Origin of the sequence: Nonomuraea sp. NPDC049309 (assembly GCF_043196965.1) — a bacterium.
GTDB lineage: Bacteria > Actinomycetota > Actinomycetes > Streptosporangiales > Streptosporangiaceae > Nonomuraea > Nonomuraea fastidiosa.
The window spans coordinates 170,617-186,655 of sequence record NZ_JBICSH010000004.1 but is presented as its reverse complement, the minus strand read 5'-3'; the positions used below and the strand labels follow the sequence as shown (position 1 = coordinate 186,655).

The 16,039-nt window shown below is 71.7% G+C and carries 12 protein-coding genes; 4 read left to right on the top strand and 8 right to left on the bottom strand.

The window, feature by feature from the left end; translation table 11 throughout:
- Positions 1-403 precede the first annotated feature (403 nt).
- Positions 404-2,911, top strand: coding sequence for a DNA topoisomerase (ATP-hydrolyzing) subunit A (locus ACGFIM_RS25965; protein WP_393204576.1), 2,508 nt, complete (start codon positions 404-406; stop codon positions 2,909-2,911).
- A gap of 124 nt (positions 2,912-3,035) precedes the next feature.
- Here the strand turns inward: ACGFIM_RS25965 and ACGFIM_RS25960 are convergent, their stop codons facing one another.
- Positions 3,036-3,419: a VOC family protein gene (locus ACGFIM_RS25960; protein WP_393205881.1), complete on the bottom strand. Its 384-nt coding sequence runs from the start codon at positions 3,417-3,419 to the stop codon at positions 3,036-3,038.
- A 35-nt stretch (positions 3,420-3,454) separates the two neighbouring features.
- Between ACGFIM_RS25960 and ACGFIM_RS25955 the strand changes: the two genes are divergently transcribed.
- Positions 3,455-4,018 (top strand): thioredoxin family protein, encoded by a 564-nt coding sequence (locus tag ACGFIM_RS25955; RefSeq protein ID WP_393204573.1) that lies wholly within the window; start codon positions 3,455-3,457, stop codon positions 4,016-4,018.
- 349 nt (positions 4,019-4,367) lie between these two features.
- Here the strand turns inward: ACGFIM_RS25955 and ACGFIM_RS25950 are convergent, their stop codons facing one another.
- Positions 4,368-4,685: a hypothetical protein gene (locus ACGFIM_RS25950; RefSeq protein ID WP_393204571.1), complete on the bottom strand. Its 318-nt coding sequence runs from the start codon at positions 4,683-4,685 to the stop codon at positions 4,368-4,370.
- A gap of 138 nt (positions 4,686-4,823) precedes the next feature.
- Here ACGFIM_RS25950 and ACGFIM_RS25945 point away from each other — a divergent pair, with 138 nt between their 5' ends.
- Positions 4,824-5,318, top strand: coding sequence for a beta-class carbonic anhydrase (locus tag ACGFIM_RS25945; protein WP_393204568.1), 495 nt, complete (start codon positions 4,824-4,826; stop codon positions 5,316-5,318).
- Positions 5,319-6,463: 1,145 nt separating this feature from the next.
- On the opposite strand, the gene ACGFIM_RS25940 is transcribed toward ACGFIM_RS25945, so the two are convergent.
- On the bottom strand, positions 6,464-8,530 hold the full coding sequence (locus tag ACGFIM_RS25940) for a type IIA DNA topoisomerase subunit B (RefSeq protein ID WP_393204565.1): 2,067 nt from the start codon (positions 8,528-8,530) through the stop codon (positions 6,464-6,466).
- Between the two features lie 247 nt (positions 8,531-8,777).
- Between ACGFIM_RS25940 and ACGFIM_RS25935 the strand changes: the two genes are divergently transcribed.
- On the top strand, positions 8,778-9,008 hold the full coding sequence (locus ACGFIM_RS25935) for a hypothetical protein (protein ID WP_393204562.1): 231 nt from the start codon (positions 8,778-8,780) through the stop codon (positions 9,006-9,008).
- Between the two features lie 476 nt (positions 9,009-9,484).
- Here ACGFIM_RS25935 and ACGFIM_RS25930 read toward each other — a convergent pair whose 3' ends face one another.
- The 5 genes from ACGFIM_RS25930 to ACGFIM_RS25910 form a co-directional block, all read right to left on the bottom strand.
- Positions 9,485-10,705 (bottom strand): FAD-dependent monooxygenase, encoded by a 1,221-nt coding sequence (locus ACGFIM_RS25930; protein WP_393204559.1) that lies wholly within the window; start codon positions 10,703-10,705, stop codon positions 9,485-9,487.
- Positions 10,702-12,102, bottom strand: a complete 1,401-nt coding sequence (locus ACGFIM_RS25925) for an MFS transporter (RefSeq protein ID WP_393204556.1) — start codon at positions 12,100-12,102, stop codon at positions 10,702-10,704. Before ACGFIM_RS25925 ends, ACGFIM_RS25930 begins: the two co-directional genes overlap by 4 nt.
- Positions 12,099-12,923, bottom strand: a complete 825-nt coding sequence (locus ACGFIM_RS25920) for a YoaK family protein (protein ID WP_393204553.1) — start codon at positions 12,921-12,923, stop codon at positions 12,099-12,101. The genes ACGFIM_RS25925 and ACGFIM_RS25920 overlap by 4 nt, the downstream gene beginning before the upstream one ends.
- On the bottom strand, positions 12,920-14,758 hold the full coding sequence (locus ACGFIM_RS25915) for a gamma-glutamyltransferase family protein (RefSeq protein ID WP_393204550.1): 1,839 nt from the start codon (positions 14,756-14,758) through the stop codon (positions 12,920-12,922). Before ACGFIM_RS25915 ends, ACGFIM_RS25920 begins: the two co-directional genes overlap by 4 nt.
- Before the next feature lie 135 nt (positions 14,759-14,893).
- Positions 14,894-16,006, bottom strand: a complete 1,113-nt coding sequence (locus ACGFIM_RS25910; RefSeq protein WP_393204547.1) for a DUF3500 domain-containing protein — start codon at positions 16,004-16,006, stop codon at positions 14,894-14,896.
- Positions 16,007-16,039: the final 33 nt, after the last annotated feature.

Here is a 16,039-nt window from a genome sequence, read left to right as displayed (position 1 = left end):
CCGGCGGACCGGATGTCAGGCCGAGCGACTGCTCGGTCAGGGAGAGCGCCGCTCGAACAAGTCTGCGATAACTCGTACGGATCGAGTAGGATCGGAGCCTCGGCATGATGGTCGACGCCATCTTCTCCCCGGGCAGCCCGAGCGTGAGCGACACCATGGATACGGCACGGACGACCTGGCTCGTGCGATCATCTGCCATAGGCGAAGACGTCCCCACCCCTTCCGGCCGCGTGGCCGCGCCGGCCCGCCGCCCGCGCGCGGCGCCGGAAGGCGGGTCGCATCGCCGCCTCGCACGCCGGTCTGACGCTTCTCCAGCGGGCTGACGGCTACGGTTGGAGCACAAGAACAGAAGGAGGATGCGCTTTCCCTCGGCGCGACGGCCGAGGCAGCCGCGCAGCATACGATGGCCCGACGCACGACAGCACCCCCGCCCGAGGACTTCGAGGAGCGGATCGTCGACATCGACGTCTCCTCTGAAATGCGCAGGAGCTATCTCGAGTACGCCTACTCGGTGATCTACCAGCGGGCGCTGCCCGACGCTCGCGACGGCCTCAAGCCGGTCCAGCGGCGCATCCTCTACTCGATGAACGAGATGGGCCTGCGGCCCGACCGCGGCCACGTGAAGTCCTCGCGCGTCGTCGGCGACGTCATGGGCAAGCTGCACCCCCACGGCGACAGCGCGATCTACGACGCCCTGGTCCGCCTGGCCCAGCCGTTCTCGATGCGCCTGCCGCTCATCGACGGCCACGGCAACTTCGGCTCGCCCGACGACCTGCCCGCCGCCATGCGTTACACCGAGGCGCGGCTGGCCCCCGCGGCGATGCTGATGGTCGAGTCGATCGACGAGGAGACGGTCGACTTCAAGCCCAACTACGACGGCCAGGAGACCGAGCCGGTCGTGCTGCCGTCGGCCTTCCCCAACCTGCTGGTCAACGGCACCAGCGGCATCGCGGTCGGCATGGCCACCAACATGGCGCCGCACAACCTCGGCGAGATCGTCGCCGCCGCCCGCCACCTCATCAAGAAGCCCGACGCGACGCTCGACGAGCTGATGAAGTTCGTGCCGGGTCCCGACCTGCCGACCGGCGGCCAGATCATCGGCCTGCAGGGCGTGCGCGACGCGTACGAGACCGGGCGCGGCACGTTCCGCATGCGCGCCAAGTGCTCCATCGAGCAGATCACGCCGCGCCGCAAGGGCATCGTCGTCACCGAGCTGCCGTACAACGTCGGCCCCGAGCGCGTGGTCGCCAAGATCAAGGAGCTGGTGACCAGCAAGAAGCTGCAGGGCATCGCCGACCTGAAGGACCTCACCGACCGCCACAAGGGCCTGCGGCTGGTCATCGAGATCAAGAACGGCTTCATCCCCGAGGCGGTGCTCGAAGAGCTCTACCGCCTCACGCCGATGGAGGAGACGTTCGGCATCAACAACGTCGCGCTGGTCGACGACGAGCCCCGCACGCTCGGGCTGCGCGAGCTGCTGCAGGTCTACGTCGACCACCGGCTCGACGTCGTGCGCCGCCGCTCGGAGTTCCGCAGGCGCAAGCGCGAGGAACGCCTCCACCTGGTCGACGGCCTCATCATCGCGCTGCTCAACATTGACGAGGTCATCCAGGTCATCCGCTCCAGCGACGACTCCGCCCAGGCGCGCACCCGCCTGATGGAGGTCTTCGACCTCACCGAGATCCAGGCGTCCTACATCCTCGACACGCCGCTGCGCCGCCTGACCCGCTACGACAAGCTGGAGCTGGAGCGGGAGAAGGAGACGCTGACCGACGAGATCGCCAAGCTCAACGAGATCCTCTCCTCCGAGACCAAGCTGCGCCAGGTGGTCTCCAGCGAGCTGGCCGACGTCGCGAAGAAGTACGGCACGCCGCGCCGCACCGAGCTGCTGGAGTCGCCGGGCGTGACCCGCACCCCGGTGACCGAGCTGCAGGTGGCCGACGACCCGTGCCTGGCGCTGCTGTCCTCGACCGGCCTGCTGGCCCGCACCGCCGACGCCTCGCCGCTGCCCGGCGACGGCCGGCGGTCGGCCCACGACGTGCTGGTCAGCGCCGTGCGCACGTCCGTACGCGGCGAGGTCGGCGTCATCACCTCGCACGGCCGGTTGATCCGCATTCAGGTGGTCGATCTGCCCGCCTTGCCGTCGTCGGACGATCCGCCGTCGCTGTCGGGCGGGCATCCGGTCTCCGAGTACGTCTCGCTCGAACCCGACGAGAAGGTGGTCGGGCTGGGCTCGCTCGATCCCGAGAGTCCCGGCCTGGCGCTCGGCACCGCCCAGGGCGTGGTCAAGCGCGTGGTGCCCGACTATCCGGCCAACCGCGACGACTTCGAAGTGATCACGCTGAAGGAGGGCGACCGCGTCGTGGGCGCGGTCGAGCTGGTGTCGGAGTCACACGACCTGGTGTTCATCACCTCCAACGCGCAGCTGCTGCGCTACCCCGCCTCCCTCGTACGCCCCCAGGGCCGGCCCGCGGGCGGCATGGCCGGCATCCGGCTCGACGAGGGCGCACGGGTGATCTGGTTCGGCTCCGTCGATCCCGAGCGTCCCGCCCACGTGGTCACCATCGCCGGCTCCTCCACGGCGCTGCCCGGCACCCAGGTGGGCGGCGGCAAGGTCTCCGACTACGCCGAGTTCCCGCCCAAGGGCCGCGCCACGGGCGGTGTCCGCGCCCAGCGGTTCCTCAAGGGCGAGGACGTCCTGCTGCTGGCCTGGGCGGGCCCGGCCCCGGCCAAGGCGGTCTCGGCGGTGGGCAAGCCGGTGCCGCTGCCCGGCGAGCTGGGCCGCCGCGACGGCTCCGGCGTGCGCCTGACCCACACCATCGGCGCCATCGGCGGCGCGCTGGCCTCCGGCCCCGAGGCTCTGCCCGGCGGCTCCGGCACCGAGCAGACGGCCGCATCCGGCGAGGAGTAGCCGAGCAGGCGGGGCTCAGAGGCTCGCGGGCGCGGAGACGTGAGGCCGGCCTCTCGCGATGTGCGGAGGCCGGCCCCTCGTCCAGGCAGGCACAGTCCCGATGCCCCGGCCCGCTTCGCGCAGGTCAGTCGGCCGCCGAGTCGGCGCAGAGGCAGAACGGGTGGCCCGCCGGGTCGAGGAACACGCGGAAGGAGCCGTCCTCGCTCGGCTGGTGCTCGTGCTTGCGCGCCCCCAGCGCGAGCACCTGACGTTCGGCCTCGTCCAGGTCGGTCACGGTCACGTCGATGTGCATCTGCTGCGGGCGCGAACCTCCCGGCCAGTCCGGCGGCTCATGATCGGGGGCGAGCTGGAACGCCAGCCGGAACGGCGACCCGCCGTCGGTGACGACCACCCATTCGTCGTCCGCCGCGGTGATCGGCCAGCCCAGCAGCCGGGAGTAGAACTCCGCCAGCCCCCTAGGGTCCGGGCAATCGACCACGGTGGTCCTGAACGCGGCGATACCACCCATCACTGTCCCGCCTCTCCATGATGACAATGGATGCCATGGCTGCTAACTCGTTCATGGTTCCGCTCGGCACTCCCGCGCCCGCCTTCGACCTGACCGCCATCGACGGAGGCAGCGTCTCACTGAAGGACCTCGAAGGCGCGCCCGCCACGCTCATCGCCTTTCTGTCGAACCACTGCCCGTACGTGCGGCGCATCGAAGACGGCATCGGCGCGCTGGCCAAGGACTACGGCGCGCGGTTGTCGATGGTCGCCATCTGCAGCAACGACAGCGTGAATTACCCGGACGACGATCCCGCACACCTCGCCGAGCAGGCGCAGCGTGCGGGGTTCACGTTCCCGTACCTGCTGGATGAGACCCAGGAGGTGGCCAAGGCCTACCGCGCCGCCTGCACCCCCGACTTCTTCCTGTACGACGCCGACCTGCGGCTCGTCTACCGGGGCGAGTTCGACAGCGCGCGGCCGGGCAACAAGGAGCCGGTGACCGGCGCGTCGCTGCGGGCCGCCATCGACGCCGTGCTCGAGGGCAAGCCGGTGCCGCAGGAGCAGAACCCGTCGATCGGCTGCGGCATCAAGTGGAAGCCGGGCAACGAGCCCGCCTGACTCCGCTCATTCCGGCACGCGGCCGCTTCACACCGGCACGCCCGCCCCACGCCACCACGCGAGCACAACGACCCCACGCCGCCACGCGGGCACGCCGCCCCACCCCGGCACGCGACCGCAACCGCTCCATCCCGGCATGTGGGTGTGGCCTCCACCCCGGCACGTGGGCGTGACCGCCGAGCCCCCGCAAGACATGGAACCGCCCGTACCACCGAACCTCGCGAGGCGAAACCCCATACCGCCGAGCCCCCCGCGACGCTGTGCCCGGTGAAGGACGGCAACGCGGGGGCTCGGCGTATGACGACGACGCGGAACCAGACGTGGAAGTGCCGAAAGCGCAGCAGCCCTGTTAGGAGGCCGCGGCGGCGATGGCGGCGGGCAGGGCGAGCAGCAGGTCGTGCGGCTCCCCGCCCTCCCAGTGCCGGATCACCTTGGTGCCGGCCTCGCCAGGATCGAACTCCTCGCACCCCAGCGGGCCGAAGCAACCGGCCTGGTCGAGCATCACTATCAGCGGGTCGTCGTCAGGCAGGGTGGCCGCGTAGGCGGCGGCGTCGAGGAGCGCGAGCGCGCACCTGGCGTTCCGCCCCTCGTCCCTGGACTCCACGCGGTCGAGGCGACGCCGGGCTTGAGCACGGAGGTACGCGGCGAGCGATTCTGACCTACTCACGACAAACCTTCTTCGGTGACGTACGTACGGCTACGACATCATCACTCAAAGTGAGGCTCTTTCGTGGGACGTTTGCCAAGTACGGCCAGTCGCACCCCCGCGGACATGACTTTTCAGTAGTGCGAGATTATTTGCGGCATGAGTGCGTTCGACGACCTATACGCCGCCAACGCCGCGTTCGCCAAAACCTTTGGCGCCTCCAACCTGACTGGCCGTGCGGCCCGCGGGCTGGCCGTGGTCACGTGCATGGACTCCCGTATCGACCCGCTCGGGCTGCTGGGTCTCAAGCCCGGTGACGCCAAGATCCTGCGCAACGCGGGCGCCCGCGTCACCGACGACGTCCTGCGCACTCTGGTGCTGGCCGTTTACCTGCTCGGCGTGGAGCGGGTGCTCGTGATGCCGCACACCGACTGCGGCATGACGAAGGTGACGGACGCCGACGTCCACGAGCTCACGCAGGCCCACGGGGTGGACACCCGCAGCCTGGAGTTCCACACCGTCCCTGACCAGGCCGCCGCCCTCCGCCACGACCTCACCAGGATCGCCAGCACGCCGTTCCTGCCCGCCGACATGCCGGTGGCCGGCGCCATCTACGACGTGCACACCGGCCTGCTGACGCCGTACCCCGACTGACAGCCGCCCTGAAGGGCTCCGGCACGCCCCTGAGGCGGCCCGAGCGCGCCGCACAAGCCGGGGTCGGCCAAGTTCTCTCATACGGGCCCCAAAACGCCCCACAGACCTCTTGAGCCCCTCCCACCCCCTTGCTTACGGGCCTGCGGGCCGATGGTCAGCTCAACCGGTTCGCCGAGCGTCGCGACCCGGCCCGGCGACGCGCTCACCTCCGGCCGGGACCGGCAGAACCTCCCGCCCCGGCTGTAGGCCGCTCGGAGCGAGCGCCCGCCCGCAATCTGCCCGATCGCCCACCGCGACAGGCACCAGCCGGCTGCCACCGCAGCGGGGCAGGCGCGACGAGGTGCCGGCCGCGACGGGGCACCACGAGACACCCGACGCGAAGAGCACCACACGAAGGGCGCAACGCGCTGGGCACGACACGAAAGGGGCAGCGCGCGTCCGCACGACACGAAGGGGGCAGCGCGAAGGCACAGCGCAAGAAGCACAACACAGAAGACACGACGCGAAAGGCGCAACACGGAAGACGCAACGCGGTGAGCGCGACGCGGAAGACACAACGCGGAGGGCGCAACGCGGAAGACGCGCCGTGAAGATCACGACGCGGAAGACGCGACGCGGGGCGCACGACGCGCGGGAGGCGCGGGAGGCGGAAGGCGTGGGTGGCGCGGGAGGCGGGAGGCGTGGGTGGCGCGAAGGAGCGCACCCACAGCTGCTCGGCGTGCTGACCGGTGGCGCCACTCGCACCCCCGCCCGCTGGGCGACCTCGGACCACGCCGGGTCGCGCCGCCCGGCTCGCCCTGGCGCGCCGGAGTGGCTAAGCGGACCGGCCGACCGGATCGCACCGGACGGCCCAGCCGACCCGGGCAACCTGGCCGACCCAGACGATCCGACCGACTAGGACAGCCCGACCAACCCCGGCAACCCAGCCAACCCAGACGACCTGGCCGCCCCAGACGATGTGACCAACCCGGCAGCCCGACAGACCCAAGCGATCCGACCGACTAGGACAACCCGACCAACCCCGGCAACCCAGCCAACCCAGACGACGATCCAGCCGCCCCAGACGGTCTAGCCGACTCGGGCGACCCGGCCGACGCGGGCGAGCCGGCCGGTCCGATGGGCCGGATACGTCGATCGCGCCGGTGTCAGGCGTCGATGTGGTCGCGGTCGACCTCGGCCGCGCTGTTGACGATGAACTCGCGGCGCGGTGCGACCTCGCTGCCCATCAGCAGGTTGAAGATGTGCTCGGCCGCCTCGGCGTCTTCGATGCGGACGCGGCGCAGGATGCGGTGGCGCGGGTCCATCGTGGTCTCGGCGAGCTGGTCGGCGTCCATCTCGCCCAGACCCTTGTAGCGCTGCACCGGGTCCTTCCAGCGCTTGCCGCGCCGCTCCAGGTCTCGCAGTACCTTCTGCAGCTCGGCGTCGGAGTAGGTGTAGATGTACTTCTCCTTGCCGCGCCCGGGGTTGATCAGCTCGATGCGGTGCAGCGGCGGCACGGCGGCGAAGACGCGCCCGGCCTCGACCATGGGCCGCATGTAGCGGTGGAAGAGGGTGAGCAGGAGGCAGCGGATGTGGGCGCCGTCGACATCGGCGTCGGCCATGAGGATGACCTTGCCGTAGCGGGCGGAGTCGATGTCGAACGTCCGGCCGGAGCCGGCCCCGACGACCTGGATGATGGCCGCGCACTCGGCGTTCTTGAGCATGTCGCTCACGGACGCCTTCTGGACGTTGAGGATCTTGCCGCGGATCGGCAGCAGCGCCTGGAACTCGGAGTCGCGGGCCAGCTTGGCGGTGCCGAGCGCGGAGTCGCCCTCGACGATGAACAGCTCGCTGCGGTCGACGTCGTCACTGCGGCAGTCGACCAGCTTGGCGGGCAGCGCGGAGTTCTCCAGCGCGCTCTTGCGCCGCTGGTTGTCGCGGTGCTCGCGGGCGGCGATCCGGGCCTTGGCGGCGGCGACGATCTTCTCGAGCACCGACCTGAGCGGCTGCTTGTAGCCGCGCGGCGGGTTGGTGAACAGCTCTTTCAGCTCGCGCGAGACGACGTGGGAGACGATGCGGGTGGCGGCGGAGGTGCCGAGCACCTCCTTGGTCTGCCCTTCGAACTGCGGCTCGGGCACCCGGACCGTGACCACGCCGGTCAGGCCCTCGGAGATGTCGTCCTTGGTGACGGGGTCGTCGCCGTTCTTGAGCAGGCGGGTCTCGCGCAGCACCTCGTTGATCGTACGGACGAGGCCGCGCTCGAAGCCCGTCAGGTGGGTGCCGCCCTTGGGGGTGGCGATGACGTTGACGAACGAGCGCACGGTGGACTCGTAGCCCTTGCCCCAGCGCAGCGCCACGTCGACGCTCAGCTCGCGCTGGACCTCGGTGGGCGTCATGTGGCCCTGCTCGTCGAGCACGGGCACGGTCTCGTGGAAGTGGCCGACGCCCTGCAGGCGCAGCACCTCGCAGAGCGGCTCGTCGCGGGCCAGGAACTCGACGAACTCGGAGATGCCGCCGTCGAAGCGGAACTCCTCCTCGGTGCGCTCTTCGTGCCGGCTGTCGTAGACGGCCAGGGTCAGGCCGGGGACGAGGAAGGCGGTCTGGCGCAGGCGTACGTGGATCTCGTCGAGGGAGATCTCGGCGTCGGGGAGGAAGATCTGCCTGTCGGCCCAGAAGCGGACGCGGGTGCCGGTGACGTTCTTGGGGATCGTGTCGCCGACGCGCAGGCCGGACTTCTTCTTGAACTTGGCCTTGGGCCCGTCGCCGTCGAAGATGCCGGGGACACCGCGCCTGAAGCTGATCTCGTGGACCCGCCCGTCGCGGTCGACCTCGACGTCGAGGCGCGCCGACAGGGCGTTGACCACGGAGGCGCCCACGCCGTGGAGGCCGCCGGACGCGGCGTAGGAGCCGCCGCCGAACTTGCCGCCCGCGTGGAGCTTGGTGTAGACGAGCTCGACGCCGGCCAGGCCGGTCTTGGGCTCGATGTCGACGGGGATGCCCCGGCCGTTGTCGCGGACCTCCACCGAGCCGTCGGCGTAGAGCTCGACCTCGATGCGGTCGCAGTAGCCGGCCAGCGCCTCGTCGACGCCGTTGTCCACGATCTCCCAGAGGCAGTGCATGAGCCCGCGGCTGTCGGTGGACCCGATGTACATGCCCGGGCGCTTGCGGACGGCCTCGAGACCTTCGAGCACCGACAGGTGACGAGCCGTGTAACCCGCCTCCACTAGCGTCACTTCCGCTCCCCTGGCCTAGTCATCGAACACGTGTGCGTAGCCTACCGTTCTCGCCGCACGCGCGCGTACAAGCTTGCCATGGCCGCTCGTTTGCCGTTACCAACGGGCTGATCGACATTACTTTCGGGCACATTCCGCTCTGGGCGTAGCGAGGGGGCGGTTGGGAACGTCCACGTCCGGTTAGATGTTGTTCCAAGTGACTGACGCCAGATCCTCGCTCCGGCGAGGGTGACACGAAAGGCGATACGTGACTGGAGCTCTCGCCCCCGTTAAGCCGCTGACGGCCCTCGACCGCTGCGACCGCTGCGGCGCCCAGGCCTACATTCGCGCGACCCTGCCTGTGGGTGGGGAGCTGCTGTTCTGCGCTCACCATGGGCGTCAGCACATCGCAGCGCTGCGCGAAAAGGGCGCCGACATCGTGGACGAGTCGGCCCGGCTCAGCGAAACCCCTGCAACCGCCCCCAACGACGAGCGCTGATAGGGCGCTGGTCGTGTGAGATAACCACATAGCGAAACGCACGACGGCGACTCCGGGTCCGCTCGGAGTCGCCGTCGTGCTTTCTGATGCCCGCCACCCGGTGCTCTCCGTCACCACGCGGCGACCGCGCGGATACGGGCTCGTGCGGCCCGGTCCGCGACCGCGTTCGTCCGCGCCTGTGCCGAGGAGAGAAGCCGTCCCGGGCGACCGGAGGCCGCCGGTGGGGGCCCGGGACGGGGCTTGGGAGGCCCGGGTGGCGGGCGCGGCCGAGGGACGGTGGCGGCTGCGGCGGGCGGCGTCGTTGGCGCCCGCCACGGCGCCCCGCCCCCAGACCACGCCCAGCACCCGGACAAGCGTCGGCCGAAGGCGACGCCTTCGCCTCAGAGCGCATCCGGCACGGGGAAGGCACCGCCCCGGAGCGCTCGGCGCTGCCGGGGAGCCGGGGATCCCGGCGCGCGCCCCGGGAGGCGGGGTGGTCACCGGCCGGCGTAGGGTTCGGGCAGGACGAGCGAGGAGTGCACGGGGTTGCCCTCCGTGGGCGGCAGCTCGCTGAGGCTGCGCAGCCTCTCGTCGCGCTTCCTCAGCTCCTCGGCGGTGGTCGGCATGAGGGTGGCGCGGCCGGTGCCCACCAGGTCCTGGTTCGCGGTGACGAAGCCGCGGGTGTCGCGCTCGTACGCGGCGAAGGCCTCCACGTGGTCCCCGTTGGCGCGCGCGAGCGAGAGCGCCAGCATGTACGCGCTGACGAGGGCCGTGCTGGTGCCCTGCCCGGTGAGGAACGACGGCGCGTGCGCGGAGTCGCCGACCAGCGCGACGCGGCCGCTGGTCCAGCGGGGCATGCGGATCTGCGCGACCGCGTCGAAGAAGATGTCGTCCGCGCTCTGCAGGGCGGCCACCATCTCCGGCACCTTCCAGCCGGCACCGGAGAAGACCTCGGTGATCAGCTCGCGCTGGGCCTGCACGTCGCCGAAGGCGTGGAACGGCGTCTCCGGCTGCGCCCAGGTGAGCATGGCGTTCACCTCGCCTTTCGCCGCGTAGAGGGCCGCGGCCCTGCCGGGATCGTTCCACATCACGATCTCATCCTTGAGGTTGAGGATGTTGTCGATGGTGTAGATGGCGAAGCAGTAGCCGATGTAGCGGTGGAACGGCTGCTCGGGGCCGAAGACCAGCTCGCGGGTGTGCGAGTGCATGCCGTCCGCGGCGACGACCAGGTCGAAGGTGCGGCTGGTCCCCGACTTGAAGGTGACGTCGACCCCGTGGTCGGTCTGGTCCAGGGCGACGATGAAGTCGTTGAAGATGAACTCCACGTCGTCGCGGACCGTCGAGACCAGCGCCTCGGTCAGGTCGCCGCGCCGGATCTCCAGGTCCCGCCCCGCGACGCTGCCGGTGACGGCCGCCGTGCTCAGGGTGGCCACCACGTCGCCGTCGTTCTCCACGAAGGTGCTCCGGTCCACGTGGACCTGCACGTCCCGCAGCCAGGGCAGCAGGCCCATGCGCTCGACGACGTTGATGGCGGTCCCGCGGATGTCGATGGCGTAGCCGCCGCCGCGCGGGGCGGGCGCCCTCTCGACGATGGTGACCTCGAAGCCGTAGCGCTTCAGCCAGTACGCCACGGCGGGGCCCGCGATGCTGGCCCCCGACACCAGGACGCTACGGGCGGGCGAAATACGGCCGCTGCCGGATGCATCGGTGAGTGTCATGCCTTGACTCCTTTGTTCATAGTGCGGACGACGAACAGGCACAGCGCCGCGGTCATGCCTGCGATGAAGAAGCCGGTGACGAAGCCGGACTCGGCCGGCACGTGTGAGCCGGGGGGAATCTGAGCGGTGAGGAGCGCGCCGCCGAGCATGCCGCCGACGGCCCCGCCCGTGACGCGGGCCAGCAGGATGACGCTGGTGGCGATGCCGGTCTCGTTCTCGGCGACGAAGGAGGCGACGCTGGTCATCATGGCCGTGACGCACAGGCCGTTGGCCAGCGCGATCAGCGCCTTGCCGAGCGTGACCTGCCAGAGCTCGTCGTGCGCGACGGCCAGGCCGAGCAGGGCGACGGCCATCATGACGGTCGAGACGAAGGTCATCGTGCGCGGGCCGAAACGCCGCTCGCCGATCCCGCCGAGCGGCCCGGCCAGCGTCGAGGCGACCGCGCCCGGCAGGAGGATGAGGCCGATCGCGGTGGCGGACAGCCCGAAGCCGTATCCGTCGCCCGACACGTCGAGAAGCTGGGGCACGAGGTAGGCGCCGTTCGCGGTGCCGAGGCAGATCACGAACGTCACCACGCACGACTTCCAGACCACGGGGCGGACCAGCATCCGCAGGTCGATCATGGGCGCGGCGGCGCGGCGTTCGACGGCGATCCACCCGGTCACGAAGGCGGCGAGCACGACGACCAGCGCGATGAACGGAAGCGGCTGCGAGCCCGCGTCGGCGGCCAGGATCAGCGTGAGCATGAGGGTGCACAGGACGCCGCAGAGCAGCAGCAGGCCGGGCCAGTCGAGGCGCGAGCCGTCCGAGGTCCCGGGCGCGTCGGCGGGCAGCAGCTTGTTCGTCAGCAGGGTGACCGCGATGATCACGATGGTGGGCAGCGCGAACATCCAGTGCCGGGAGAGCGACTCCGCCACCGGTCCGGCGACCAGCAGCCCCACCATCGACCCGCCGACCAGCATGCCGCTGACCAGCCCGATGGCGGCCTTGGCCTCGCCTTGCGGCAGGTGCTTGCGCAGCACGATGACCGACAGGGGCAGCGAGCCCACCATCGCGCCTTGCAGGATCTGACCGATCAGGAGCACCGGCAGGTTGGGCGCGAGGGCGGAGGTCAGACCGCCCAGCGCGACGATGGCCGCCAGCAGCATCAGGACCCGCTTGCCGCCGTAGCGGTCGCCGAACTTGCCGGCGATCGGGGCGACGAGCGCGCCGGTGATGGCGAGCACGATGTTGAGCAGCGCCCCTTCGGTCGGGGTCATGTTCAGCTCGCGTTGCAGGAGTGGCAGCGTCGGCGCCACGACGGACTCCAGCGAGCCCATGGCGACGGCCAGTATCGCGAGCGCCGCCACGGCGGCCTTGCTCATGCGGACCGGCGGGGCGGTGGGGGGTGTGGTCATGGGCGTCCTTTCCCTTGATGCCGGGCGAGATGAGGGCCGGTGGCACGCGGGACGCCCTTGTCCGTACGCGCCACCGGCCGTGCGGACGCGGCGTCGTCCGCCGGAGAGGTGGCCTGTCGTGTCGTGGCCGGCACCGGGTGGGAATCGGACCGGGCGGCAAGGTGGCCGAGAACGCTGACGGCGAGGACGACGAGCGCCGCCACCGCGACCGCGAAGCCCTCGTGCACCTGGCACAGCGCCGCGCCGGCCGCCGCGCCGATGATGATCCAGGCGACGGCGGCGGCCCGCCGCAGCGCGCCTTGGGAACGGGCGGCGCCCAGCCGGGAGTCGGCGGCGAGCCCGGTGAGCGTGGAGGTGACGACGACGGTGGTGACGTCCTTGACCGCCAGGTGGCGGGCCGTGGCCGCCTGCATCCCCATGGCCAGCGCGAGCGAAGAGGCGGTCGCGGGGCGCAGGCCGGTGACGGCGTCCGCCCCCACGGTGGCCAGGACGAGCGCCGCCAGGCCCAGGATCAGCGCAACGCCGGTCAGCAGGCCCGTGCACCGGGCGTCCCAGCCGGATGCGGAGGTGCGCAGCACCCGCCCGCCCAGTGCCGCGCCGGCGAGGAAGAGCACGAGGGCCAGGGCGGGGCCGAGCACCGGCAGGTCCGTCGTGCCGGTGGCGGCCATGCCGAGGATGACCACGTTGCCGGTCATGTTGCCCGCGAACACCTGGTCGAGCCGCAGGTAGCCGACGGCGTCCACGACGCCCGTCGCGAACGTGAGCGCCAGCATCAGACCGGGCAGCGAGACCCGCCGCACCACCGTCGCCGCCCCGCTCATCGGCCCACCGCGTAGCCTTGCGCGCCGCGCGGGTTCGCCGCCGCGCCCAGGACGCCGCTGTCCGGGTCGCGGGTGACGACCGAGAGCCGGCCCTGGCTCCACGGCCCCGAGACGGTGACGTCGTGGCCCCTGCGGCGCAGCTCGTCCACGATCGCCAGGTCCACGCGCCCTTCGATCACCAGCCCGCCCGGCGTCCAGGTGCGCGGCCAGAACGAGCTCGGCACGGCGGTGGTGTGGAACGCGGGGGCGTCGATCGCCTGCTGCGGGTCCATGCCGAGGGCGAGGGTGCGGACCAGGTAGATGAGCTGCCACTGGTCCTGCTGGTCGCCGCCGGGCGTGCCGAGTGCGGCCACGGGTGCGCCGTCGCGCAGCAGCAGGGTCGGCGTCAGCGTCGTCCGCGGGCGGCGGCCGGGCACGAGGCATGAGGGCGCGGCCGGGTCGAGCCACGACATCTGCAGCCGCGTGCCGAGCGCGAAGCCGAGCTCGGGTATGGCCGGGGAGGACTGCAGCCAGCCGCCGGACGGGGTGGCGGAGATGATGTTGCCCCAGCGGTCGACGACGTCGATGTGACAGGTGTCCCCCCGGGTCTCCCCGGTCTGCTGCACGGTGGGCTCGCCCACGCCGCCGGCCCGCGCCTCGGGCCGGCGCGTCTCCAGAGGCGGTGTGTACGGCCGCCGGACGCCGATGTCGCCGGGCCGGAGTTCGGTGGACGCGGCCGGCCCGATCAGCCCGGCGCGTTCCTTGGCGTACTCGGGGGACAGCAGCCGGCCCAGCACCTTCTTGGCGTCCGCCGGATCGAGGTCCCCGTAGTACGCCTCCCGGTCGGCCATGGCCAGCTTGAGCGCCTCGGTGATGGTGTGGACGCCCTCGGCGGTCGACGGGTCGATCCGCGCGTCGTCGAAGTGGTCGAGCATGGTGAGCGCCTGCAGCAGCACCGGCCCCTGGGTCCACAGGCCCGCCTTGGCCACCGTGATCCCCCGGAAGGAGGCGGTGACGGCGGGTTCGAGCCAGGGCTCGAAGTCGGTGAAGTCGGCGGCGGTGATCACCCCGGCGTGGTCGGTGCCCGACGAGTGCCGGTGCGGCACGGCGGCGGCCTGCTCCACGGCGGTCGCCACGAACCCGGAGCGCCAGGCGCGGCGCGCGGACTCGATCCGCGCCCTGCGCGTCATCCCGGTGCCTTCGGCGATCAGCCGGCGCAGGGTGCGGGCGTAGACGGGGTTGGTGATGGTGCTGTACGGGTGCGGGACGCGGCCGCCGGGCATCCACAGCGCGTACGAGGTCGGCCAGTGGTCGCGGAAGAGGTCTTCGACCGTGGCCAGGGTGCGGGCGAGCTGGGGGACGACGGGCACGCCGCGCTCGGCGTACTCGATGGCGTAGGCGAGGACGTCGTCGAGCTCCCAGGTGCCGAGCTCGGTGAGCAGCCACAGCCAGGAGTCGACGGCGCCGGGGACGGCGGCGGCGAGGGCGCCCGCTCCCGGAACGTGGTCGAGCCCTTCGGCGCGGAAGTGCTCGATGGTGGCGGCGCGCGGGGCGTGGCCCTGGCCGGCCAGCACGCGCGGGGCGGGGTCGTCGGCGGTGGCCAGCACGGCGACGAGGTCGCCGCCGGGGCCGTTGAGGTGGGGCTCGGCCACGTGGAGCACGAACGCGCCCGCCGTGGCGGCGTCGAAGGCGTTGCCGCCGCGTTCCAGCACGGACTGGGCGGTCGCGGAGGCCAGCCAGTGGGTGGATGCGGCCATGCCGAAGAGTCCGCGCAGCGTGGGGCGGGTCTGGTGAGGCGGTGCGTCGGTCGGTTCGTGGTGCTGACCGGCCATGGTGACCTTCCGTTCCGGGGGCACGGGTGGCTGGGGTACGTGCCGGCCCGGCCCCGTGGCGTGGGCGCGCGCGGGGGCTCAGGCCGTGAGGGGGGTGGACACGCGGGACGGGGGTCACGTGCCGGATCGGGGGTTCGGGAGCGCTCGGGACTCCGGGGATCAGGAGGCGTGGTGCGCGGCGTGGTGTTCGGCGAGCACGTCGCCGCCGAAGTCGGTCTCCGGGTCCCGCCACACGGCGTGGGAGTGGTTGGCGCCCCGGTGGACCTTGGTCCACTCGATGAGCAGCCGCGGACCGTGCAGGCGGTAGTAGTGCGGCGCGCCGGGCTCGGTCGAGCCGGCCCAGGCGAAGTGCACGGCGTCGAGCTGCGCCGGGTCGTCGTAGCGCGACAGCGGGGAGATGCCGTCCTGCACCCGGCCGAGATAGGTGCCGAGCAGGGCGCGCAGCAGCTCGCGCTGCCCGGAGTCGAGCTCGGATGCGGGCACGCCCTTGAGCGGCGGCGTGAGCGACACCTTGCGCCGCTCCTCGTCGTCCAGGAGGGTGTGCGGCTGGTCGGGGCGCTCCGGCACGTTCTGCTCGGGACGCCACAGCTCGCGGCGCTTGATCAGGCGGTCGTCGACCTTGGGGCTGTTGCCCGCCACGACGTCGTACGGCGGCCGGGGCAGCAGGATGGCCTGCCTGGCCGCGTCGGGCGACAGAGAGCGGACCAGCTCGCCGGCCAGGTCCTCGGGCGCTCCCAGCGGGCGCAGCAGCGCGCCGCCGAGCAGCGGCGAGGCGGCCGGGTCCGCGCCCATGAACAGCGGCGTGCTCGCGGCCACCCGCCCGTCGATCACGAGGAAGTTCACCGAGATGTGGTGGCCGCCGAAGCGCCAGCCCCACGGCTCGCTGCCGCCGGGCTCGCCGAAGACCCGCAGGTAGTACATGCCGGGGTCGCGGGAGCGCTCGCGGCCCCAGTACACCGAGAAGTCCTCGACGCGGTCGAGCACGTTCTCCAGGCCGATGACGGTGGCGACCGTGTTGTACCCGGCCTCCGACAGGCCGCTCGCGAGCAGCCGCATCGCCATGCGGTACTGGGCCGGCCGCTGCTGGGAGAACGTCAGGCCGCCGTGGTCGGTGGGCGTGTAGTACCAGCGGGTGCGTTCGGCCTCGGACGCCTCCCCCGCGCCCGGGACCGGTCCCACGCCCAGTGCGCGCTGCTCGGCGTCCAGCGAGTCGATCCACTCCCCGGCCGCCTTGGCCATCTGGTCCGCAACCTCGCGGGCCGCGTCAGTCATGCTGCATCTCCTTGCGTTCTGGAACGCGCCGGG

What these genes read in the sequence shown, in the direction of transcription:
- ACGFIM_RS25910 (WP_393204547.1), bottom strand. Translation starts at nt 16,006, where the DNA reads ATGACTGACGCGGCCCGCGAGGTTGCGGACCAGATGGCCAAGGCGGCC.
- ACGFIM_RS25960 (WP_393205881.1), bottom strand. Translation starts at nt 3,419, where the DNA reads ATGGGTGGTATCGCCGCGTTCAGGACCACCGTGGTCGATTGCCCGGAC.
- ACGFIM_RS25965 (WP_393204576.1), top strand. Translation starts at nt 404, where the DNA reads ATGGCCCGACGCACGACAGCACCCCCGCCCGAGGACTTCGAGGAGCGG.
- ACGFIM_RS25945 (WP_393204568.1), top strand. Translation starts at nt 4,824, where the DNA reads ATGAGTGCGTTCGACGACCTATACGCCGCCAACGCCGCGTTCGCCAAA.
- ACGFIM_RS25955 (WP_393204573.1), top strand. Translation starts at nt 3,455, where the DNA reads ATGGCTGCTAACTCGTTCATGGTTCCGCTCGGCACTCCCGCGCCCGCC.
- ACGFIM_RS25920 (WP_393204553.1), bottom strand. Translation starts at nt 12,923, where the DNA reads ATGAGCGGGGCGGCGACGGTGGTGCGGCGGGTCTCGCTGCCCGGTCTG.
- ACGFIM_RS25930 (WP_393204559.1), bottom strand. Translation starts at nt 10,705, where the DNA reads ATGACACTCACCGATGCATCCGGCAGCGGCCGTATTTCGCCCGCCCGT.
- ACGFIM_RS25925 (WP_393204556.1), bottom strand. Translation starts at nt 12,102, where the DNA reads ATGACCACACCCCCCACCGCCCCGCCGGTCCGCATGAGCAAGGCCGCC.